The sequence below is a fragment of the Pectobacterium versatile genome, from assembly GCF_003932035.1.
GTDB lineage: Bacteria > Pseudomonadota > Gammaproteobacteria > Enterobacterales > Enterobacteriaceae > Pectobacterium > Pectobacterium versatile.
In genome coordinates this window covers 3,549,097-3,570,315 of the sequence record NZ_CP034276.1, presented here as the reverse complement: position 1 = coordinate 3,570,315, position 21,219 = coordinate 3,549,097, and the positions used below count along the sequence as shown (strand labels likewise).

General features: G+C 53.1%; 21 protein-coding genes. 17 read left to right on the top strand and 4 right to left on the bottom strand.

Annotated features, from left to right (window positions below; translation table 11 throughout):
* Positions 1-109 precede the first annotated feature (109 nt).
* From glyA to EIP93_RS16210, 6 genes are all read left to right on the top strand, one after another.
* Positions 110-1,363: a serine hydroxymethyltransferase gene (glyA, locus tag EIP93_RS16235; protein ID WP_039508020.1), complete on the top strand. Its 1,254-nt coding sequence runs from the start codon at positions 110-112 to the stop codon at positions 1,361-1,363.
* A gap of 220 nt (positions 1,364-1,583) precedes the next feature.
* On the top strand, positions 1,584-2,744 hold the full coding sequence (locus tag EIP93_RS16230; RefSeq protein WP_125232973.1) for a 3-phenylpropionate MFS transporter: 1,161 nt from the start codon (positions 1,584-1,586) through the stop codon (positions 2,742-2,744).
* Between the two features lie 43 nt (positions 2,745-2,787).
* Positions 2,788-3,447, top strand: coding sequence for a DUF1007 family protein (locus EIP93_RS16225; protein WP_029368353.1), 660 nt, complete (start codon positions 2,788-2,790; stop codon positions 3,445-3,447).
* Positions 3,438-4,541: a nickel/cobalt transporter gene (locus EIP93_RS16220; RefSeq protein WP_103940803.1), complete on the top strand. Its 1,104-nt coding sequence runs from the start codon at positions 3,438-3,440 to the stop codon at positions 4,539-4,541. Before EIP93_RS16225 ends, EIP93_RS16220 begins: the two co-directional genes overlap by 10 nt.
* A 118-nt stretch (positions 4,542-4,659) precedes the next feature.
* Entirely contained in the window at positions 4,660-5,787 is a 1,128-nt protein-coding gene (locus EIP93_RS16215; RefSeq protein ID WP_039493546.1) for an ABC transporter substrate-binding protein, read from the top strand.
* A gap of 446 nt (positions 5,788-6,233) precedes the next feature.
* On the top strand, positions 6,234-7,901 hold the full coding sequence (locus EIP93_RS16210; protein WP_125232972.1) for a methyl-accepting chemotaxis protein: 1,668 nt from the start codon (positions 6,234-6,236) through the stop codon (positions 7,899-7,901).
* Between the two features lie 133 nt (positions 7,902-8,034).
* Here EIP93_RS16210 and EIP93_RS16205 read toward each other — a convergent pair whose 3' ends face one another.
* The 4 genes from EIP93_RS16205 to suhB all read right to left on the bottom strand — a co-directional run bounded on the left by EIP93_RS16205 (position 8,035) and on the right by suhB (position 11,998).
* Positions 8,035-8,835, bottom strand: coding sequence for an ABC transporter ATP-binding protein (locus EIP93_RS16205; RefSeq protein WP_105879439.1), 801 nt, complete (start codon positions 8,833-8,835; stop codon positions 8,035-8,037).
* On the bottom strand, positions 8,832-9,815 hold the full coding sequence (locus tag EIP93_RS16200; protein WP_370586400.1) for a FecCD family ABC transporter permease: 984 nt from the start codon (positions 9,813-9,815) through the stop codon (positions 8,832-8,834). The genes EIP93_RS16205 and EIP93_RS16200 overlap by 4 nt, the downstream gene beginning before the upstream one ends.
* A gap of 105 nt (positions 9,816-9,920) precedes the next feature.
* On the bottom strand, positions 9,921-11,039 hold the full coding sequence (locus EIP93_RS16195) for an ABC transporter substrate-binding protein (RefSeq protein ID WP_103862545.1): 1,119 nt from the start codon (positions 11,037-11,039) through the stop codon (positions 9,921-9,923).
* Between the two features lie 155 nt (positions 11,040-11,194).
* Positions 11,195-11,998, bottom strand: coding sequence for an inositol-1-monophosphatase (gene suhB, locus EIP93_RS16190; RefSeq protein ID WP_039486077.1), 804 nt, complete (start codon positions 11,996-11,998; stop codon positions 11,195-11,197).
* A 135-nt stretch (positions 11,999-12,133) separates the two neighbouring features.
* On the opposite strand from suhB, the gene trmJ reads away from it, so the two are divergent.
* From trmJ to sseB, 11 genes are all read left to right on the top strand, one after another.
* Positions 12,134-12,859 (top strand): tRNA (cytosine(32)/uridine(32)-2'-O)-methyltransferase TrmJ, encoded by a 726-nt coding sequence (trmJ, locus tag EIP93_RS16185; protein ID WP_010307858.1) that lies wholly within the window; start codon positions 12,134-12,136, stop codon positions 12,857-12,859.
* Positions 12,860-12,978: 119 nt separating this feature from the next.
* Entirely contained in the window at positions 12,979-13,473 is a 495-nt protein-coding gene (gene iscR, locus EIP93_RS16180; RefSeq protein WP_039306127.1) for a Fe-S cluster assembly transcriptional regulator IscR, read from the top strand.
* A 253-nt stretch (positions 13,474-13,726) separates the two neighbouring features.
* Entirely contained in the window at positions 13,727-14,941 is a 1,215-nt protein-coding gene (locus tag EIP93_RS16175) for an IscS subfamily cysteine desulfurase (RefSeq protein ID WP_039503216.1), read from the top strand.
* A 24-nt stretch (positions 14,942-14,965) separates the two neighbouring features.
* Positions 14,966-15,352: a Fe-S cluster assembly scaffold IscU gene (gene iscU / locus EIP93_RS16170; protein WP_005970177.1), complete on the top strand. Its 387-nt coding sequence runs from the start codon at positions 14,966-14,968 to the stop codon at positions 15,350-15,352.
* An 80-nt stretch (positions 15,353-15,432) separates the two neighbouring features.
* Positions 15,433-15,756 (top strand): iron-sulfur cluster assembly protein IscA, encoded by a 324-nt coding sequence (iscA, locus tag EIP93_RS16165; protein WP_010307854.1) that lies wholly within the window; start codon positions 15,433-15,435, stop codon positions 15,754-15,756.
* A 71-nt stretch (positions 15,757-15,827) separates the two neighbouring features.
* Positions 15,828-16,346, top strand: coding sequence for a co-chaperone HscB (gene hscB, locus EIP93_RS16160; RefSeq protein WP_125232971.1), 519 nt, complete (start codon positions 15,828-15,830; stop codon positions 16,344-16,346).
* 75 nt (positions 16,347-16,421) lie between these two features.
* Complete coding sequence (gene hscA / locus EIP93_RS16155) at positions 16,422-18,272, top strand: Fe-S protein assembly chaperone HscA (RefSeq protein ID WP_125232970.1); 1,851 nt, start codon at positions 16,422-16,424, stop codon at positions 18,270-18,272.
* Position 18,273: 1 nt separating this feature from the next.
* Positions 18,274-18,609, top strand: a complete 336-nt coding sequence (gene fdx / locus EIP93_RS16150; protein WP_039475101.1) for an ISC system 2Fe-2S type ferredoxin — start codon at positions 18,274-18,276, stop codon at positions 18,607-18,609.
* 21 nt (positions 18,610-18,630) lie between these two features.
* Positions 18,631-18,831: a Fe-S cluster assembly protein IscX gene (gene iscX / locus EIP93_RS16145; RefSeq protein ID WP_005970169.1), complete on the top strand. Its 201-nt coding sequence runs from the start codon at positions 18,631-18,633 to the stop codon at positions 18,829-18,831.
* Positions 18,832-19,043: 212 nt separating this feature from the next.
* A complete protein-coding gene (gene pepB, locus EIP93_RS16140; RefSeq protein ID WP_125232969.1) occupies positions 19,044-20,351 on the top strand; it encodes an aminopeptidase PepB in 1,308 nt (435 codons plus the stop codon).
* A 52-nt stretch (positions 20,352-20,403) separates the two neighbouring features.
* Entirely contained in the window at positions 20,404-21,198 is a 795-nt protein-coding gene (gene sseB / locus EIP93_RS16135; RefSeq protein ID WP_125232968.1) for an enhanced serine sensitivity protein SseB, read from the top strand.
* The last annotated feature ends 21 nt before the right edge of the window (positions 21,199-21,219 follow it).

The following is a 21,219-nucleotide window of genomic DNA, read 5'->3' as shown; positions in this document are numbered from 1 at the left end:
TTAGGGAAAAACGGTTTACACTATACGCCATTCCCCAAAAGGGTAGCCCAATTCCCAAATGGGCCATTAATTCCCAGTATATTTATGTTAGCTGAGTCAGGAGATCCGGATGTTAAAGCGTGAAATGAACATTGCCGATTATGATGCCGACCTGTGGCAAGCAATGGAGCAAGAAGTGGTGCGTCAGGAAGAGCACATTGAACTGATTGCGTCAGAAAACTACACCAGCCCACGCGTTATGCAGGCTCAAGGGTCTCAGCTGACGAACAAGTATGCTGAAGGTTATCCGGGCAAACGTTACTACGGCGGCTGTGAGTATGTTGATATCGTTGAGCAACTGGCGATCGACCGTGCGAAAGCGCTGTTCGGTGCAGATTATGCCAACGTGCAGCCGCACTCCGGCTCTCAGGCGAACTTTGCCGTTTACACCGCGCTGCTGCAGCCGGGCGACACCATTCTGGGTATGAACCTGGCACACGGTGGTCACCTGACGCACGGTTCTCCGGTTAACCTGTCGGGTAAACTGTATAAAGTCATTCCTTACGGCATCGACGAAAGCGGCAAGATCGACTACGACGAAATGGCTGAACTGGCGCGTACGCATAAGCCAAAAATGATCGTTGGCGGTTTCTCTGCTTACTCTGGCGTGGTTGACTGGGCGAAGATGCGCGAAATCGCTGACAGCATCGGTGCTTACCTGTTTGTTGATATGGCACACGTTGCTGGTCTGATTGCCGCCGATGTTTATCCTAACCCGGTTCCTCATGCTCACATCGTGACCACCACCACGCACAAAACGCTGGCTGGCCCACGCGGTGGCCTGATTCTGGCGAAAGGCGGCGACGAAGAGCTGTACAAAAAACTGAACTCTGCAGTTTTCCCTGGCGGTCAGGGCGGCCCGTTGATGCACGTTATCGCGGGTAAAGCGGTTGCGCTGAAAGAAGCGATGGAGCCTGAATTCAAGGTTTATCAGCAGCAGGTCGCGAAAAACGCCAAAGCAATGGTGGAAGTTTTCCTGTCACGTGGTTTTAACGTCGTTTCTGGTGCAACCAGCAACCACCTGTTCCTGCTGGATCTGGTGAGCAAAAACCTGACCGGTAAAGAAGCTGATGCTGCGCTGGGCCGTGCAAACATCACCGTGAACAAAAACAGCGTGCCTAACGATCCGAAGAGCCCGTTTGTGACTTCCGGTATCCGTATCGGTACGCCAGCGGCAACTCGTCGTGGCTTTAAAGAAGCGGAAGTGCGTGAACTGGCTGGCTGGATCTGTGATGTGTTAGACAACATCAACGACGAAGCGACCATTGAACGCGTGAAACAGAAAGTTCTGGATATCTGCGCCCGCTTCCCGGTTTACGCATAATTCGGCATTTTCTCTGACATCACTGTCGGAACACTTCCCAAACGCCAGCCTGAGTGCTGGCGTTTTTTATGGCGGTCATCCCTGGCCGCCACCCTGCGGGCCGAGATCTCCGTTCGCGTTTAATGACGAATAACGCGTTGCGCCGCCGTGTGCACTCTGACACAGTAACCGGCAAAAAAGTGCCGAAGCTAGGGGAGTTCGTCACCGAAAGGGAGGAATCATGGTTTTGCAATCGACGCGCTGGTTGGCGCTGAGCTATTTCACCTACTTTTTTTGCTATGGTGTTTTTTTGCCGTTTTGGGGCGGATGGCTGAAAGGCGAGGGGCTGTCCGCTGAGTCGATCGGCATGCTGTTGGGAGCGGGCCTAGTGGCGCGCTTCGTTGGCAGTCTGGTCATCACGCCCAGCGTGAAAGATCCGTCCAAATTGATTACGGTATTACGTGGGCTGGCGTTGCTGTCACTGGCGCTGGCCATCGGTTTCTGGCTGGGGAATGCCTGGCTGTGGCTGATGATAGTGATGATCGGATTTAACCTGTTTTTCGCACCGCTGGTGCCGCTGACCGATGCATTAGCCGCGACCTGGCAGCGGCAGGTCGTGATGGATTATGGCAAGGTGCGCGTCTGGGGCTCGATAGCGTTTGTTATCGCTTCTGCCGCAACGGGTGAATTGGTCGCTATTTGGGGACATCCGACGATTCTGGCAATCCTCAGTGCGGGGCTGGTTGTGATGCTATTAGGCATGCTGCTTCGTCCCAGTGTGATGCCGCAAGCGGCAACGTCGACAGCCCAGTCGGTTAGCGTCACGCCGTGGAAACGATTGCTGGCCGAACCTGCGGTATGGCGCTTCCTGCTTTGCGTGTCGCTGCTGCAAGGTGCGCACGCGGCTTACTATGGTTTCAGCGTCATTTATTGGCAGGATTCGGGCTATTCCGCTTCGATTATCGGCTATCTCTGGTCGTTAGGCGTAGTTGCGGAAATTGTCATCTTTACTTTCAGTCAGCGCCTGTTCCGGCGCTGGAGTGCAAGACAGCTTCTTTTGCTCTCGGCCGTATGCGGCGTGGTGCGCTGGGGCTTGATGGGCGCGACGGTGGCTCTGCCGTGGCTGATTGTGATACAGATATTGCACTGTGGAACCTTCACCGTCTGCCATCTGGCGGCCATGCGCTTTATCGCGGCACGCAGCGATGGGGACGTATTGCGGTTACAGGCGGTGTATTCCGCGCTGGCAATGGGCGGGAGTATCGCGGTGATGACAATGGTGTCCGGTTTCTTGTTTGAACATCTACAGGGCGGCACGTTCTGGGTGATGGCGCTGCTGGCGGTTCCTGCCCTGTTTATTCGGCCTTCTGTCAGCCACCATACTGCTGTCGAAAAGGCGTAAGAAATGGCGTGTACTGTCAAGATAACGTAGTGTGGTAAAAATAATGTTACATTATAACGCTTTGAAACGGTGGTGCGGACGGATAACGTTGCTGATGACAGGTTTGGCATTCGGCCAGCCCGTTTTCGCTCACCCACACAGTTTTATTGATATGCAGACGACAGTTGAGAGCAAGAACGACAACATCACCGGTTTACGTATGCTGTGGACGATGGATCCCATCACGTCTGCCGATCTGTTGTATGACGCAGGGAAAGCGAAGAAGGACTCTGAAGTCTGGAAAAAGCTGGCGGCGGAAGTGATGGCAAATGTGTTAGGGCAACACTATTTCACCGATATTTATCGTGATGGTCAGCCCGTGAAATATGCACCGATGCCAACGGAGTATCATCTTTCCCGCAAAGGTAATCAGGCAGTACTGGAGTTTGTGCTGCCGCTGGCGCATCCACAGCCGCTGGCGGGCAAGCCTTTGCTGATTTCTACTTACGATCCTACCTACTTTGTCGATATGTCCTACCAGAATGACAAGGCCGTTACGCTCGCACCTGCGCTGGCTTCACGTTGTAAAACCTCGCTCGTCACGCCGGAACCTAACGCTGAACTGCAATCCTATGCGCTGTCGCTGGATAAGAACGATGCGCCGGATGAAGACATGGAGCTGGGGAAACAGTTTGCACAGCGGGTGACGTTGCAATGTCAGTGAACCTCGGCTCGCTGCCGCGTCAGCGCCCGTTGTTGAGCCGATTGCGCGATCTGTGGCCGCTGTGGCTGTTTTTGGTATTTCTGGCCTCAGCGTTGCATTACATCGTCGGATACTGGCCGCAAATCGTGCTGCAAAGCGCGATCTGGCAGAAATCGCTGCATCAGCAGATGTCGCATCTGTTGCAGATGGTGGAACAGCAGCCACATCAGGCGGGGCTGAGTCTGATGATGTTCAGCCTGGTCTATGGCGTGCTTCATGCCGTCGGGCCGGGGCACGGTAAAGTCGTCATCATGACCTATCTGGCGACACACCCGTCGAAGCTGAAAAGCAGCCTGAAGTTGACGCTTGCCGCGTCGCTGGTTCAGGGGCTGATGGCAGTCGCGCTGGTGACCGTGGTATTAGGGATTTTGCAACTGTCGAGTCGAACGTTGCATAACAGCAGTTTCTGGATGGAAAAGGGGAGCTTCGTGCTCGTTGCGGGGCTGGGGCTACTGCTCTGTTTCCGCGCGTTGAAACAGCTGTATATCGCCCTTGTTCGGCAGCCTAAGCCCGCGACGATTTTGCGCGTGACGCCTTTGCACGTAGATTCTTTGAATGTAGCCCAGCTCAACGTACCGACCGATACACGTAGGGTACTTCGTCCGATGCCTGTGCTTTCCTCTTCTCCTCATCAGCACGATGCCGACTGTGGCTGCGGGCACCGCCATCTCCCGAGCAATGAGGAACTTGAGCGCGATAGCAGCTGGCGTACGCGTCTGATGATTGTGCTGGCGATGGGGATGCGCCCGTGCTCAGGCGCTATTCTGGTGCTGCTTTTCTCTAAAGTGATTGGCGTGTATTGGTGGGGCGTAGCCTCTGCGCTGGTGATGGCTGCCGGAACGGCAATTACGATCTCGGCACTGGCTGTGTTGGTTTTTTACTGCCGTCGCGTGGTTGAGCGCTTAGGCGCAAACCGTGCCTCGCCCGTGTGGCAACGTGCGGCTTTTTCTCTTCTGGCTTTTGCCGGCGGGCTGATTTTAGTTGGCTCCGGCGTTCTGCTTTATCTCAGTGCACAGCCCGCGATGATGGGCGGCATTCGGCCATTCTCCGGTTAATTTTACCTTTTATTAACGCTGCGTTAAAAACCCATTGCTTCTGTTAATCACGGCAGGATATTATTTCAATAATGATAACTATTATCATTTATAACCATAATCGCAGAAGGGAATAATAATGAAGAAATGGCTGTTTTCAGTCGTTGCTCTGTTGGGGCTGAGTGCTAGCGTTATCGCCAGCGCTAACCCGATTGTTATTGAAGACGTTAGTGGCAGGAAGGTAGAAATCAAATCCGAAGTGAAGCGGATTATCTTAGGGGAAGGTCGACAGATTTATCTGCTGGCTGCCTTTGATACCGAGGCTCCGTTCCAGCGCGTAGTGGGCTGGCGTGACGATTTGCCGAAAGCCGATTACGACGGCTATTTGGCTTACGAAAAGCAATACCCAGAAATTAAAAAGCTGCCGACCTTTGGCGGAGCGAAAGACGGCACCTTCAACGTCGAGCAGGCATTGACGCTGAAGCCGGATTTGGTGTTGATGAATCTGGAATCAAAAGCGGCGACGGATGAAGGCAAGTTGATTGAGAAGCTCAGTTCGCTGGGCATTCCGGTGGTGTTCATCGATTTCCGCGAGAAGCCGTTTGAGAACGCAGAAAAAAGCATTCACATCATGGGCCAACTGGTTGGCAAACCACAGCGTGCGGAAGAGATTATTAAGTTCCGTCGTGAGCAGATTGAGCTTGTCACCGATCGGTTGAAGAACTATCAGGGTCCACGTCCGAAAGTGATGATCGACCGCGCGGGCGGCTATGATGAAGAGTGCTGCATGTCATTCGGTGATGAGAACTTTGGCCGCATGGTTGAAGCCGCTGGCGGTGATAACATTGCCAAGAACATCATCCCCGGCACCTTTGGTACGCTGAACCCCGAGCAGATTATCAGCTCTCGTCCGGATGTGGTGGTGGTGACCGGAGCTAACTGGAAAAACTACAACACGGCGAATGGCTGGGTTGGTGTTGGACCGGGAGCCGATCAGAAGGAAGCGCTGCAACGTTTGCAAAAACTAATGGAACGCTCAGCATTCAAAACGCTGCCAGTAGCGACCGATGGCAACGCCCATGCCATCTGGCATCAATTCTATGACAGCCCATATCAGTTTGTGGCGATTCAGGTATTAGCAAAATGGATGCACCCGGAGCTGTTTAAGGATATCGATCCTGATGCAACGTTCCGTACCTTCCATGAGAAGTTCCTACCGCTGCCCTATCAGCCAGGCTATTGGGTTACGCTGCCAGCGAAGAAATAATTCTGTCGGACAGTAAACCAGATAATGCAGTAAACCAGATAAGAGAAAAGCACTGAACCTCATCGGTCAGTGCTTTTTTTTGTGCTTTTTTCGCTGATTCTATCGTCTATCAACAGCAGCATTGGCGATGTTTATTTCACCGCATTCTTTGTCCTGCCGGAAAATAAAGCAAACGTTTCCCTTCCTACAACCTCATTACAGGATCGTTAGATGTTTATGACGATCGATTATCTTACTTTGATAGATTTTGACTATTGTTTTGAGATTATTAAGTGATTTTAATGATCAATTCTATCAAGGTGTCCGCTTCTGTGGCGATAATTGAACGTGGTAAAGGTATGTCTGATTTTTATGCAAAACGCCACGTAGGGAGGGAAATACAGGTTATTCGGCATACCGGAATCAGGAAAAAAATACGGTATAAAAATTCAAAAAATGGAGCGGTTATGAATATCACGCAACGCCTGCTGTTGACGTTTTCGCTAATGTCGCTGGCGCTTATTTCATTAGTTATTGTTACTTTATCATTGTTATCAGGGTTCCAGTCTCGTTTCGAATATGTTCAGGATAATGCGATTCCAAGCATTAAAGATTTGAACAACTTAGTAGATAAAAGCAATTCGCTGGTGCTTTTTTTGTATCGTCATCAGACCGCTGATGACGACCGTAAATTACCCGCAATTGAGCAAGACATTAGTAAAAATATCGAAGAGATGCAGGCACTCAATGAGTATTACCTGAAAAATAATGCTTCCAGTGAGGAAGATCGCCAACTGACCAATACGGCGATTGACCTGACCAAAAAACTACAGGCATCTCTGCCCATTTTTCTGAACGCATCAAGAGCGAACCAGAATGACGTCGCACTCGGCCTGCTTCAGGGAATGGACGGTCCGGGAAAGGTCGTTCGTGATCTGCTCGCCAATTACCGTAAGCAATTCGATCTGAATGTTAAAATGGGCGACGATCTACGTCAGGTGAATAAACAGATCTATGAACAAACGTGGTTTGGCCTGTTGTCCGGTACGTTACTGATCGTGTTGTTGATCGGCTTTTTTGCGGTGAGAACTATTCTGGGCATTAGAAAAAGTTTGAATAACATGAGTCAAACGATGGAAAACGTGAGTACCCATCTTGACCTGACGATTCAAGCGGACGATCGACGCAAGGATGAAGTGGGAAATACCGCCCGTGCCTTTAACAGCTTGATGCAGCGGGTATCCTCTGCGCTGGCTTCGGTGAGTGCTTCATCGCAGTCGGTGAGCAGCGCGGCGACGCAAATTGCGGCGGGGAATGAAGATCTGTCATCCCGCACTGAGGAACAGGCTGCTTCACTGGAACAAACGGCGGCCAGTATGACGGAAATCAGTGAGACAGTGCGCCAGAACGCGGAGAACACGCAACAGGCGAGCCTGCTGGCAGGCAACGCCAGCAAGATCTCCATCAATAGCGCCGATTCCGTTAATACGATGCTGAATACGATGGAACACATTCGCACCAGCTCTGGCAAGATCACCGAGATCATTGCGCTCATCGAAGGCATCGCGTTTCAGACCAATATCCTTGCCTTGAATGCGGCAGTAGAAGCCGCTCGTGCTGGTGAGCAGGGGCGTGGTTTTGCGGTGGTCGCGGGAGAGGTGCGCACGCTGGCACAGCGGTCGTCTACGGCGGCGCGTGAAATCAAGGATTTGATTGATGCCTCAAACTCGCTGGTGTCGGCGGGCGTTGATCAAGCCAGCGATGTAGGGAAAAACATGTCGGCGATGAAGGATGCGATCCAGCAGGTGACGGATTTAGTCAATGAAATCGCGGCGGCGACTGAGGAACAAAGCCAGGGTATCAGCCAGGTGCATCAGGCCGTTAACCAGATGGATGATGTGACTCAGCAAAATGCCTCATTGGTGGAAGAGGCGTCTGCGGCGTCGCAGTCGTTGCAGGAACAGGCAAGTACGTTAAGCCAACTGGTGGGGCAGTTTATTGTGGGGCAGGTTACTCCTCTGGCGCTGGCTTCCGCTTCTGCATCCGCGCTACCTGGAATATCCGCGCCGCGTCTTGCTCCCGTGAGGAAGAAAAGTGCCGTTGCTCAGGATGAAGCGGACTGGCAACGCTTTTAATCCTTCACACTGCGTGCGCTATAAATGATAAGCACGGCTTTTGGGCATGGTGAATCGAGAGCTGTCTTATAAGTAAGATGAGAACAAGCGGAGACGGTGAGGGAACTCACCGTCTAGTCGTACAGAGAAAAGCTTAGATGGTCGGTTCGCTGACCAGCCCGTCGATAATCACCTGCGGCACGCCCTGCGAACAGCGCTCTATGCGTCCACGTACGCCATAGACTGCTGACAGGCTTTCAGGGCTAATCACCTCGGCCGGTGCGCCATTGGCAATCAAATTACCGTTTTGCAGCATCAATACATGGTCGCCATGACGCAGCGCGATATTAATGTCATGCACTACCACGACGGTGATGATGTTGCGCTTGCGCGTTTCCTTGCGTACCAAATCCATCACGTGGAACTGATAGTTCAGATCGAGTGCGCTAAGCGGTTCGTCCAGCAGGAGCAGCGAAGGTTGACGGATCAGCGATTGCGCTAACCCCACCAGCTGTTTCTGTCCGCCGGAGAGCTGATCGAGATAGCTCAACGCCAGATGTTCAATGCCTAATTGACGCAGCAGGCTCATCACTTCATCCTGCTTTTCGGCGTTGTGCATGCCGCCGGACGCGCGCTGTGCGACGATAATCGATTCCAGCACGTGCAGGTGAACGCCCGCAGGTAGGGATTGTGGCAAATAAACGACTTTTTCCGCCCGCTGAGCAAAAGGCAACGCCATCAGGTTGGTGTCATCCAACCACAGCTCGCCTTCGGAAGCATTCAGACCTGCCATTGCACGCAACAGCGTTGATTTGCCGCTGCCGTTGGGGCCGAGCAGCACGGTAATTTTCCCGCGCGGCAGCTCTGGGACGGACAGATCGCGAATCACCTGACGCTTGGGATAACCCGCGCGAAAGTGGGAAAGGCGTAATCCAGAAGCGGTTTGCTGGTTCATACGTTTCCTCTATGGCGCAGGATGATACTCAGGAAGAAGGGAACGCCAACCAGTGATGTGACGATCCCGACTGGTATAATGACGCCGGGGATGAGGTTTTTCGAGGCAACGGATGCCATCGACAGCACCAGCGCGCCAGTTAACGCGCTGGCAGGCAGATAGAAACGGTGGTCTTCACCGAAAATCATACGTGCGATATGCGGAGCAACCAGACCGATAAAGCCGATGGGGCCAACAAACGCGACCGAAATGGCGGACAAAATACTGATGCGCAGCAGCGTAGCCAGACGCAGGCGGCGGACGTTAATACCAAAACTAACGGCGCGATCTTCACCCAACCGCAGCGCGGTCAGTTTCCATGAGCTCATCAGTGAAATTGGCATCACGATAGCCAGCACCAGCAGCAGGATGCCCAATTTTTCCCACGAGGCACGCGCCAGACTGCCCATCGTCCAGAATACCAGACCTTGCAGCGTGTCTTCGTTGGCGATGAACTGGAGCATGGATACCAGCGCGTTGAAGGTGAACACCAGCGCGATACCGAACAGCACGACGCCGGAGGTAGCGACCTGCGTCCAGCGCGTAATGCCATCAAGCAGCAACGCTGCCAGCAGTGCAAAGATAAAGGCGTTTGCAGAGATAAACCACTGAGCCGGAATACCGGGGATGCCGATACCGAGGACGATAGCCAGCGCGGCACCGAATGCGGCGGCGGAAGAAACGCCGAGCGTAAACGGACTGGCTAGCGGGTTGTTCAGGATAGTTTGCATTTCTGCACCGGCCAGACCAAGCGCCAGTCCGACAACGATAGCCATCAGCGCGTAAGGCAGACGAATATCCCAGACGATCACGCGCGTACCAGCATCGGCGCTGGCCGGATCGGTCAGCGTCTGCCAAAGTACATCAAGCGTCAGCCCTGAAGGCCCCATCGTGAAATCCAGCAACAACGAGCCGATGATGATCAACAGCAGTATCGCCATAACACCCACGCGGCGTCGAATAATGCCGCGATAGTTGTCCATAATGGTGTTGGCATCCGCGGCAGTATTGCGGATACCCGGTTCAGTGGTTGTACTCATGAAAAATTACTCACCTTGTTTCCAGGCAAAGATAAAGTCACTGTCAGGCAGCGAGGTAAAATTCTGAATGATATGGTGATACGTGTCATCAGGATTCAGGCTGGAAAACGCCTGAGGATAAATGTCCTTTGCCAGATATTCCATACCAACAATGTTGTAAGGATGGTTGTAGAAATGGTGGTAAACGCCGTAAACGTGTTTCGCCTGAACCGCCGGAACTTGGCTGATTCCAGTGCGGTTTAGTAGCGTAGTGGCCTGATTACGAACGTCTTCTACGCTGGCGCCATAGCCTAACGGCAGTACCTGACTGTTACCACGCTTAGAGCCTGTCATAATGTAGACGTCAGGTTTCATGCTGATAATTTTTTCCAGCGAAACAAAGCCTGACGCGCCCGGCAGTAAATCCGAACCAATATTTTTCGCGCCGACCGCTTCAATCAATCCGCCCCAGCCGCTGTTGCTGTGTGTGAAGCAGCAGGAGTCTGAGTTGCCAGCAATCGGTTCAATAAAGACGTTAGGTTTCGGGGTGATTGCAGCGGTTTTCTGCTGAATAGCATCGAAATGTTGACGATAGAAATCGGTATACGCTTTGGCATTGGCTTCACGGTTCAGAACTTTACCCAACAGGTCGATGCTGGGAGCGGTATCTTTAGCCGGATTCACTTCATAATCGACGAACAGCACGGGAATATTCAGCGCGCTGAGCTTGTCGATCACACCGCTTTCCTTCAGCGCTGCTTTCGCACGCAGCTGGGCAATCATCAGATCCGGCTGCTTTGACAGTACGCTTTCCAGATCGACGTTGCCTTTGTCACTGAAGCCCATATCCAGAATGCCAACGGACTGAGGCCATTTTCCTTTCAGCATATCCCAGGTTGCGGTGTCCTGTTTTTTCGCCAGATTGTTCCAGGCGACCAGACGCTGAAAGGGATTATCGCGGTCAAGCAATGCCATCGTCATAATATCGCGCCCATCTTGCAGAATGATGCGCTGTGGCTCTTGTTTAATGGTGACATTTCTCCCGTCGAAATCGGTGACGGTAAGAGGATATTGGGTGGCGTAGCTGAAAAGCGGGGTGGTGAGGAGTGTGGTCAGAAAGAGTGATCTTACTGATTTTCTTAACATGGTGGCGATCCTAATTCACAATTTATCGGTGTAATGAGTTTGATAATTATTATCGTATAAGGATAAACAATGCGTATACAGGATTCATATGTAAAGAAAAATAACAACTCCGGCCCAATTTCGTTTTTATGAGGGTGGGCCGGAGTGGGTCGGAATTAGCGTTTCAGCGCGTCGCTCAGTTCTTCACGGATGGTGCCCAGAATGGATTTCACCACACGCGGGTTACCTGCAACCAGATTGCCGGATGCCAGATAGTTATGGCCGCCAACGAAATCTGTCACGATCCCGCCAGCTTCACGTACCAGCAGCTCGCCACCAGCAAAATCCCACGGCTTCAGGCCGATTTCAAAGAAACCGTCAACGCGACCCGCGGCTACATAGGCCAGATCCAGTGCAGCAGAACCCGTACGGCGGAAATCCGCACAGTGGGTGAACAGCGCGCCGATGACGTTGATATAGCTTTTGCTGTGTTGTTTTAATTTGAAAGGGAAACCTGTTGCCAGTACGGTACCGTCCAGATCGCGGGCAGTGCTGCTGCGCAGACGGTAGCCGTTCAGCTGTGCGCCTTGACCACGGGTCGCGGTAAACAGTTCATTACGCATAGGATCGTAAACAACGGCAACTTCGGTACGGCCTTTAATGCGGACCGCGATAGAAACAGCGAAGTGGGGTAAACGTTTGATGAAGTTGGTGGTGCCATCCAGAGGATCGATAACCCATTGTACTGCCGGATCTTCGCCAACCAGCTCGCCACATTCTTCACCAATAATGGTGTGCTGTGGGTAAGACTTACGGATGACTTCAACGATCAGACGTTCTGCATCCCGATCAACGTTGGTCACAAAATCGTTGCTGCCTTTCTGGCTAGCTTCGACGGCGTCTGGCGTTTCATAGTTTTTGGCAATTAAATTACCGGCTTTACGCGCAGCGCGTATAGCGATGTTGAGCATCGGATGCATGGTATCGGTCCACTGGAATGTTAAAGAACGGAAAGCGGCGCAGAGTATAGCAGGAGAAAAGTCAAATAGCGAAGTTTGTGTTAGAGTACGGCGGTTTCCTTTTCGCACGACTTCCTTTCGCACAATAGAGTACATATGTTAGACAATATTCGCATTGTTCTGGTTGAAACGTCGCACACTGGCAATATGGGGTCAGTGGCCAGGGCGATGAAAACCATGGGATTAAGCAAACTTTATTTGGTCAACCCATTGGTGAAGCCTGATTCGCAGGCAATTGCGTTGGCGGCAGGTGCCAGCGATGTTATCGGCAATGCCACCATTGTGGATTCGTTCGATCAGGCGCTCGAAGGGTGTGGTCTGGTCGTCGGCACCAGCGCACGTTCTCGAACCTTACCCTGGCCGATGCTGGAACCGCGTGAGTGCGGCATTCGTAGCGCGCAGGAAGCGGAACACGCGCCGGTCGCGCTGGTGTTTGGTCGTGAACGCGTGGGGCTGACGAATGAGGAGCTTCAGAAATGCCATTACCACGTGGCAATTCCCGCTAATCCGGAATACAGCTCGCTCAATCTGGCGATGGCGGTACAGATCATTGCTTATGAAGTGCGCATCGCGCATTTGGATCGCTTACAGGCTGGGCAGCCGGAACACGAAGAATCGCCGTACCCGCTGGTCGACGATCTAGAGCGATTTTATCAGCATCTTGAACAGACGCTGCTGCAAACCGGATTTATCCGACCGGCACATCAAGGGCAGGTGATGAACAAACTGCGTCGCCTGTTTACCCGCGCCAGGCCTGAAAGTCAGGAACTGAATATCCTGCGTGGGATACTGAGCTCGGTACAAAAAACACACGACGAATAATACTTGAGTGTTTTACTCGGTTAAATAGTTGACTAAAACACTCGGGAATGTCAGACTCGCGGTATGTTCTGCCAATACATGTTTTCATAATACATGTTTTATCTACAGGTACCACTATCATGAGACTGACATCCAAAGGCCGTTACGCCGTTACCGCCATGCTCGATGTGGCTCTGCACTCCCAGGAAGGACCGGTTCCATTGGCGGATATTTCTGAACGCCAGGGTATTTCACTGTCTTATCTGGAGCAGCTGTTTTCACGCTTGCGTAAGAACGGACTGGTTGCCAGCGTTCGTGGCCCGGGCGGTGGTTACCTGCTGGGTAAAAACGCGAATGAAATCGCTGTTGGTATGGTCATTTCGGCTGTCGATGAATCTGTTGATGCAACGCGTTGCCAAGGCCGCGAAGGCTGCCAAGGTGGCGATCGCTGCCTGACGCACACGCTGTGGCGCGATCTGAGCGACCGTATTACCGACTTCCTGAATAACATCACGCTGGATGAGCTGGTGAACAATAAGGAAGTACTGAACGTTGCGGATCGTCAGGATGCTGACACGCGCCGCACTGCCAATGGACGTATCCAGGAAACGATTAACGTTAACCTGCGCGCCTAATATACCTTCAACGTGACGAGTAACTCTTACTCGTCACGTTTTGCCTTTCTGATAGCCGCATAATCCTGACCACATTGCCCAATGTGGTGTTGGTGTTAATCCGACTGTCACGGTGTTGTTCCGACGATAAATTGTTCCAACGATAACATCGTCAGATTTTTTGCATTGGCCCGAGAGGTTGCGGGTATAAACAACCTGTCAATAAAACAAAACGCATTGTACGTTTTGAAGTGATGTACGGAGTTTATGAGCAATGAAGTTACCTATCTATCTCGATTATTCAGCTACCACGCCGGTTGACCCGCGCGTCGCTGAGAAAATGATGCAGTGTTTGACGTTGGACGGTACGTTCGGTAACCCGGCTTCCCGTTCCCACCGTTTTGGCTGGCAGGCGGAAGAGGCGGTTGATATCGCCCGTAACCAAATTGCTGAACTGGTTGGTGCCGACCCACGTGAGATCGTCTTCACGTCAGGCGCGACCGAAGCCGATAACCTCGCAATTAAAGGTGTTGCCAACTTCTATCAGAAGAAGGGTAAGCACATCATCACCAGTAAGACCGAACACAAAGCCGTGCTGGATACCTGTCGTCAACTCGAACGCGAAGGCTTTGAGGTGACTTATCTAGCCCCGCAGCGCAACGGCATTATCGATCTGGCTGAACTCGAAGCGGCAATGCGTGAGGACACCATTCTGGTTTCCATCATGCACGTCAACAATGAAATCGGCGTTGTGCAGGATATCGCTGCTATCGGTGAAATGTGCCGTAGCCGGGGCATCGTGTTCCATGTTGATGCCACGCAGAGCGTAGGCAAGCTGCCTATCGATCTCAACCAGTTAAAAGTGGATCTGATGTCTTTCTCCGGCCATAAAATCTATGGGCCGAAAGGGATCGGGGCACTGTATGTTCGTCGTAAACCCCGTATTCGTCTCGAAGCGCAGATGCACGGCGGCGGCCATGAGCGCGGTATGCGTTCTGGCACTTTGCCTGTGCACCAAATTGTCGGTATGGGTGAAGCCTACCGCATCGCAAAAGAAGAGATGACTGCAGAAATGGATCGCCTGCGTGCGCTGCGCGATCGTCTGTGGAACGGTATTAATGATATTGAAGAAGTCTACCTGAATGGTGACATCGAGCAGGGCGTCCCCAATATCCTGAACGTCAGCTTCAACTATGTTGAAGGTGAATCGCTGATTATGGCGCTCAAGGATTTGGCGGTATCGTCCGGTTCTGCCTGTACGTCGGCCAGTCTGGAGCCCTCCTACGTGTTACGTGCGCTGGGCATGAATGATGAGCTGGCGCATAGCTCGATCCGTTTCTCGCTGGGGCGTTTTACCACCGAAGAAGAGATCGACTACACCATCGAGTTGGTGCGTAAATCCATCGGTCGTCTGCGCGATCTTTCTCCGCTGTGGGAAATGTTCAAGCAGGGCGTGGATATCAGCAGCATCGAGTGGGCGCATCATTAATTCACCAGAGCGGGGACGACTATCATGGCTTACAGCGAAAAAGTAATTGATCACTATGAAAATCCACGCAATGTGGGTTCGTTTGACAACGCCGATCCGTCTATCGGCAGCGGCATGGTCGGCGCGCCAGCGTGCGGCGATGTGATGAAGTTGCAGATAAAAGTCAACAATGAGGGTATCATCGAAGATGCCCGCTTCAAGACATACGGTTGTGGTTCTGCCATTGCCTCCAGCTCGCTGGTCACCGAGTGGGTAAAAGGCAAATCGCTGAATGAAGCTGAAGCGATTAAGAACACGCAGATTGCCGAAGAGCTTGAGCTACCGCCAGTGAAGATTCACTGCTCCATTCTGGCGGAAGACGCTATCAAGGCAGCGATTGCGGATTACAAAAGTAAACGCGACGCGCAGTAATCTCTGCGGCTGAACTCGTCGGGGCACCGTTTCTCTCGGTGCCTGATTCCGTCGAGGTGGCGAACGATCGAGGTAACAGTATGTCGATTTCTCTGAGCGAAAGTGCGGCACAACGCGTGAGCGCTTTCATCGCAAACCGGGGCAAAGGCCTTGGGCTGCGTCTTGGCGTACGCACATCCGGCTGTTCCGGTATGGCGTATGTGCTGGAGTTTGTTGATGATTTGAACGACGGTGATACGGTCTTTGAAGACAAAGGCGTCAAAGTCATCGTGGACGGCAAAAGTCTGGTCTATCTTGACGGAACCGAATTGGATTTCGTCAAAGAAGGGCTGAACGAAGGCTTTAAGTTCAATAATCCGAACATTTCCGGCGAATGTGGTTGCGGCGAAAGTTTCAACGTCTGACCCCTCTTGGGTAGTGAGCGTGCGATCGATTAATGGCCTGCGCTGCTACCCAGAACTCCCAGAGTACCACTATGGATTACTTTACGTTATTCGGGCTGCCCATTCGGTATGATGTGGATGGCGGCCTGCTTGCATCCCGTTTTCAGGATTTGCAGCGGCAGTTCCATCCAGACCGTTATGCGGCCAGCCCAGAGCGCGAGCGCATGCTGGCGGTGCAGCAGGCGGCGACGATCAATAACGCCTATCAGGCGCTCAAGCATCCGCTGAAACGCGCGGAGTATATGCTGTCGCTGCACGGTTTTGATGTGAACAACGAACAGCATACGATGAAAGACACGGCATTCCTGATGGAACAGCTGGAACTGCGTGAAGAGTTGGAGACGATCTCACAGCGATCCGATGCGGATGAGGCGCTGACGGCCTTCGCGGAGCGGTTGCAGGCAACGATCGCTAAGCGCCGTTCGCATATGCGTGATGAACTCGATAATGAGACGTGGACAGACGCCGCGGATACCGTGCGCAAGCTACGCTTTTTAGACAAGCTCCAGCAACAGGTTGAAGAATTCGAAGAACAATTGCTGGACAGATAACTGGTTAATCCGGCGGGAAACCCGATGGTGATTACCATATCGGTTTTTTCGCCAGCCAATTGATGGAAGCTCAATATGGCCTTATTACAAATTAGTGAGCCCGGCCTTAGCGCCGCACCGCACCAGCGCCGTCTGGCTGTCGGTATTGATTTAGGCACGACCCATTCTCTTGTTGCTACCGTACGCAGCGGCGAAGCGCAGACGCTGGCGGATAGCGACGGACGCGACCTGCTGCCGTCGGTTGTCCACTATCGTCACGATGGTCACAGCGTCGGCTGGCACGCGCGCGACAATGCTGCCCACGATCTGGAAAATACCGTCAGTTCAGTTAAACGCCTGATGGGGCGTTCTCTGGACGATATTCAGCAGCGTTACCCGCATTTACCCTATCGCTTTCATGCCAGCGATAACGGCCTGCCGCTGATTCAGACGTCGGCTGGCAACCTCAATCCTGTACAGGTATCGGCGGATATTTTGTCCGCGCTGGCTGCGCGTGCGGAAGCGGCGTTAGGCGGCGTGCCTGATGGCGTAGTGATTACCGTTCCCGCCTATTTCGATGACGCACAGCGTCAGGGCACCAAAGATGCGGCACGTCTGGCTGGGCTACACGTCTTACGCCTACTGAACGAGCCGACCGCGGCCGCGATTGCCTACGGGCTGGATTCCGGTAAAGAGGGTGTGATCGCCATTTACGATCTGGGCGGCGGTACCTTTGATATTTCCATTCTGCGCCTGAGCCGTGGCGTCTTTGAAGTGCTGGCGACGGGCGGCGATTCTGCGCTGGGCGGTGATGATTTCGATCATCTGCTGGCGGAGTGGTTGCGTGAGCAGGCGGGCATTCACGATCGCGACGATCGCCAGTTGGATCATGCCTTTCGTGATGCGGCGGTGAAAGCCAAGATTGCGCTAAGCAGCGCTGAGACGGTACGCGTGGATGTCGCGGGTTGGCAGGGCGATATCACCCGTGAACAGCTTGATGCGCTGATTGCTCCGCTGGTGAAGCGCACACTGTTGTCCTGCCGTCGTACGTTGAAAGATGCAGGGCTGACGGCAGAAGACGTGCTGGAAGTCGTGATGGTGGGCGGATCGACGCGTGTTCCGCTGGTGCGCGGGCAGGTGGGAACGTTTTTTGGCCGCTCGCCGCTGACGTCGATCGATCCAGACAAGGTTGTGGCTATCGGCGCGGCGATTCAGGCAGATATTCTGGTGGGCAACAAGCCAGACAGCGACATGCTGCTGCTTGACGTGATCCCCTTGTCGCTGGGGTTGGAGACGATGGGCGGGCTGGTGGAAAAAATCATTCCGCGCAATACCACGATCCCGGTTGCCCGCGCACAGGAATTCACCACCTTTAAAGATGGCCAGAGCGGCATGATGATCCACGTCTTGCAGGGTGAGCGCGAAATGGTGGCGGATTGCCGCTCGCTTGCGCGCTTCTCACTGCGCGGTTTGCCACCGCTGCCTGCTGGTGGGGCTCACATTCGCGTGACCTTTCAGGTCGATGCGGATGGCTTGCTGAGCGTGACGGCGATGGAGAAATCGACGGGCGTTGAGGCATCCATTCAGGTTAAACCGTCATACGGTTTGAGCGATACGGAAATTGCCACGATGATCACCGACTCGATGCTGAATGCGAAGGAAGATGTCGGCGCACGTCGGCTGGCAGAGCAAAAAGTGGAGGCTGCACGCGTGCTGGAAAGCTTGCAAAGTGCGCTGGTGGCCGACGCAGAATTATTGAGCCATGACGAAAAAGGCATCATTGTCGCGGCATCTGAACACCTGCATACGATGATGCAGGGAAGCGATCCCGCGGCGATTGAAGCCGCGATTAAAACAGTCGATCAACAAACCCAGGAATTCGCCGCTCGTCGCATGGATGCCTCTATCCGTCGCGCGCTGGCAGGCCATTCTGTGGATGAGGTGTAACATGCCTAAAATAGTTTTTTTACCGCATCAGGATCTGTGCCCTGAAGGTGCGGTTTTGGAAGCGGAACGCGGTGAAAGCATTTTGGAAGTCGCCCTGCGTAACGGTATTGATGTTGAACACGCCTGCGAGAAATCCTGTGCCTGCACCACTTGCCACTGCATCGTGCGCGAAGGCTTTGATTCGTTGGTGGAAAGTACGGAAGAAGAAGACGACATGCTGGATAAGGCCTGGGGTCTGGAGCCGGAAAGCCGTCTGGGCTGTCAGGCGCGTATTGCCGGGGACGATTTGGTTGTCGAGATCCCGCGCTACACGATCAACCATGCACGCGAGCATTGATCTGAATAAGGAGAAACCGCGATGGGATTAAAATGGACAGACAGCCGGGCTATCGGCGAAGCGCTTTACGACCAGTTTCCCGATCTCGATCCGAAAACCGTGCGTTTCACGGACATGCACCAGTGGATCTGCGAGCTGGATGAATTTGACGATCGACCGGACGCTTCCAATGAAAAAATTCTGGAAGCGATCCTGCTGGTCTGGTTAGATGAAGCCGACTAACATTATGACGGGCTGCCTTGGGTGGCCCATTTTATTTCGTGCCAAAATTCGTAACATTTGCATGTCATGATGCACCGTTTATTTATCTGCAAACCGGGTATTTATAAGCGAGAGTGTTTATAAACACGCATTGATAAGCAGAATGTCTGCAAATATGAACATCACCTGCAAACATGAAAAGTGGCAGGAATACCTATTATCGGAGAAGCACTATGACGAACAATACCATGCTGATTTCACTCTCCACTCAACCTGCTGACGCGCGCTGGGGAGAAAAAGCGACGCTGAGTGTGAATGAGCAGGGTTTTACCATTCATGCAGGGGCGTCCCTGAACGGTAAAGCTGCACTGGCGGTGATCCAACGTGCTGCCCGTAAAATTGATGGGCAGGGGATTAAACACGTTAAGTTAGCGGGTGAAGGCTGGGATCTGGCAAACAGCTGGGCATTCTGGCAGGGATATCGCGGGCCGAAAGGGCAAAGAACGGTTGAATGGGCGGAACTGAACGACGCCGACAAGAAAGAGCTGAACGCTCGCCTGAAGATTGTTGACTGGGTGCGTGACACCATCAACTTGCCTGCTGAGGATTTGGGGCCAGAGCAACTGGCGACCCGCGCAGTCGATCTGCTGTGTGACGTAGCCTGTGATGCCGTTAGCTACCGCATCACCAAAGGTGAAGATCTGCGTGAACAGAATTATGCCGGTCTGCACACGGTGGGCCGCGGCTCTGAACGTCAGCCGGTGCTGCTGGCGCTGGACTATAACCCAACGGGCAACCCGGATGCGCCAGTGCTCGCCTGTCTGGTAGGTAAAGGTATTACGTTTGATACCGGTGGCTACAGCCTGAAACCCAGCAGCTCTATGGATTCCATGAAATCGGACATGGGCGGTGCGGCCACCCTGACGGGCGCGCTGGCGCTGGCGGCGGCGCGTGGTTTGCAACAGCGCGTGAAGCTGTACCTGTGCTGCGCGGACAACATGGTGAGTGGCAATGCATTCCGACTGGGCGACATCATTCGCTACCGCAACGGTAAAACGGTTGAGGTAATGAATACCGACGCGGAAGGGCGTTTGGCGCTGGCGGATGGCCTGATCGATGCTTCTGAGCAGAATCCACAGTGGATCATCGACTGCGCAACGCTGACGGGCGCGGCAAAAACGGCACTGGGCAATGACTATCACGCGCTGTTCAGCTTCGATGATGAGCTGGTGGCAGCATTGCAGGAAAGTGCGAAAGAAGAAAACGAACCGTTCTGGCGTCTGCCGTTGGAAGAGTTCCACCGCAGCCATCTGCCGTCCAGCTTTGCGGATCTGAACAACATTGCCAGTGGTGCACACACTGCTGGTGCCAGCACGGCAGCGGCTTTCCTGTCGCACTTTGTGAAAAATTACCAGCAGGGCTGGCTGCACATTGACTGTTCCGCGACGTACCGTAAAGGCGCGGTAGAGCAGTGGGCGACAGGTGCAACGGGGCTCGGCGTACGCACGCTGGCTAACCTCCTGCTGAGCAACGCCAAATAGTCGGTTCAGGTCTTAAAGCGTCGGTTTTTAACGTAATCATGTTGAGGAAAGTATGGAGTTTTCGCCACGTAATAAACTGGAAGAAGTGTTGATTCTGGCTGCAACGGAACCCGCGCATCGTCCTGAGTTTTTCAGTGAACTGATGGAAGCCACGGTGTTTGTGCTGGGCACTACCGATGACGGGGATGAATCCGGTGAGGTGGTGCTGCACGCGGGCAGTAATGTGAACATCCAACACTGGGAAAAAGACGATGGCTCATCCGCTATTCCTTTCTTCTCTTCTCTGGAAGCATTACAGAGCGTGATTACGGAAGAAGCGCCTTTTCTGGCGCTACCGACGCGTTCGCTGTTTGAAATGACGCATGGCGTCACGCTGTTCCTCAATCCTAAATTGCCGTATGGCAAAGAGTTTTTGCCACAGGAAATTGAACATATTCTGTCTGGCGAAGGTAACGGCTTTGTTCAGCAACGCGTTGTTGAAGAAGAGATGCAGGTCATACTGAGCCAGCCAGCCGAGATGCCCGCACAGATGATTGATTCCCTGACGCAGCTGTTTACCAAACATCGCCATGTAAAACGGGCGTTTCTGGCGCAGATTCAGGAGCCGGGTGAAGAGCAACCGCACCTGCTGATTGGTATTGATGCCGAGCAGGATGAAGAAACCATCATCCGTGAAGCGGGCAGCGTCGCCAGCGATACGTTGCCGGACGAGCGTCCTGTTGACCTGTGTCTGGTGAAAGAAGGCGAACCGGGCATCAGCCACTACATGATTAAGCACACCACGCCGTTTTACGAGCGCAAGTGGGGGAGTTTCCTTAGGGAGTTTAAGGCCACTGGCAACGCCTGATACCCGTCATACTTCAAGCTG

Excerpts from the sequence above, each read along its gene's own strand:
- iscU (WP_005970177.1), top strand. The coding sequence starts at position 14,966 with ATGGCTTACAGCGAAAAAGTAATTGATCACTATGAAAATCCACGCAAT.
- hscA (WP_125232970.1), top strand. The coding sequence starts at position 16,422 with ATGGCCTTATTACAAATTAGTGAGCCCGGCCTTAGCGCCGCACCGCAC.
- EIP93_RS16175 (WP_039503216.1), top strand. The coding sequence starts at position 13,727 with ATGAAGTTACCTATCTATCTCGATTATTCAGCTACCACGCCGGTTGAC.
- EIP93_RS16230 (WP_125232973.1), top strand. The coding sequence starts at position 1,584 with ATGGTTTTGCAATCGACGCGCTGGTTGGCGCTGAGCTATTTCACCTAC.
- EIP93_RS16225 (WP_029368353.1), top strand. The coding sequence starts at position 2,788 with ATGTTACATTATAACGCTTTGAAACGGTGGTGCGGACGGATAACGTTG.
- suhB (WP_039486077.1), bottom strand. The coding sequence starts at position 11,998 with ATGCATCCGATGCTCAACATCGCTATACGCGCTGCGCGTAAAGCCGGT.
- glyA (WP_039508020.1), top strand. The coding sequence starts at position 110 with ATGTTAAAGCGTGAAATGAACATTGCCGATTATGATGCCGACCTGTGG.
- fdx (WP_039475101.1), top strand. The coding sequence starts at position 18,274 with ATGCCTAAAATAGTTTTTTTACCGCATCAGGATCTGTGCCCTGAAGGT.
- hscB (WP_125232971.1), top strand. The coding sequence starts at position 15,828 with ATGGATTACTTTACGTTATTCGGGCTGCCCATTCGGTATGATGTGGAT.
- EIP93_RS16205 (WP_105879439.1), bottom strand. The coding sequence starts at position 8,835 with ATGAACCAGCAAACCGCTTCTGGATTACGCCTTTCCCACTTTCGCGCG.
- EIP93_RS16200 (WP_370586400.1), bottom strand. The coding sequence starts at position 9,815 with ATGGCGATACTGCTGTTGATCATCATCGGCTCGTTGTTGCTGGATTTC.
- iscR (WP_039306127.1), top strand. The coding sequence starts at position 12,979 with ATGAGACTGACATCCAAAGGCCGTTACGCCGTTACCGCCATGCTCGAT.
- iscX (WP_005970169.1), top strand. The coding sequence starts at position 18,631 with ATGGGATTAAAATGGACAGACAGCCGGGCTATCGGCGAAGCGCTTTAC.
- EIP93_RS16215 (WP_039493546.1), top strand. The coding sequence starts at position 4,660 with ATGAAGAAATGGCTGTTTTCAGTCGTTGCTCTGTTGGGGCTGAGTGCT.
- sseB (WP_125232968.1), top strand. The coding sequence starts at position 20,404 with ATGGAGTTTTCGCCACGTAATAAACTGGAAGAAGTGTTGATTCTGGCT.
- EIP93_RS16210 (WP_125232972.1), top strand. The coding sequence starts at position 6,234 with ATGAATATCACGCAACGCCTGCTGTTGACGTTTTCGCTAATGTCGCTG.
- EIP93_RS16220 (WP_103940803.1), top strand. The coding sequence starts at position 3,438 with ATGTCAGTGAACCTCGGCTCGCTGCCGCGTCAGCGCCCGTTGTTGAGC.
- pepB (WP_125232969.1), top strand. The coding sequence starts at position 19,044 with ATGACGAACAATACCATGCTGATTTCACTCTCCACTCAACCTGCTGAC.
- EIP93_RS16195 (WP_103862545.1), bottom strand. The coding sequence starts at position 11,039 with ATGTTAAGAAAATCAGTAAGATCACTCTTTCTGACCACACTCCTCACC.
- iscA (WP_010307854.1), top strand. The coding sequence starts at position 15,433 with ATGTCGATTTCTCTGAGCGAAAGTGCGGCACAACGCGTGAGCGCTTTC.
- trmJ (WP_010307858.1), top strand. The coding sequence starts at position 12,134 with ATGTTAGACAATATTCGCATTGTTCTGGTTGAAACGTCGCACACTGGC.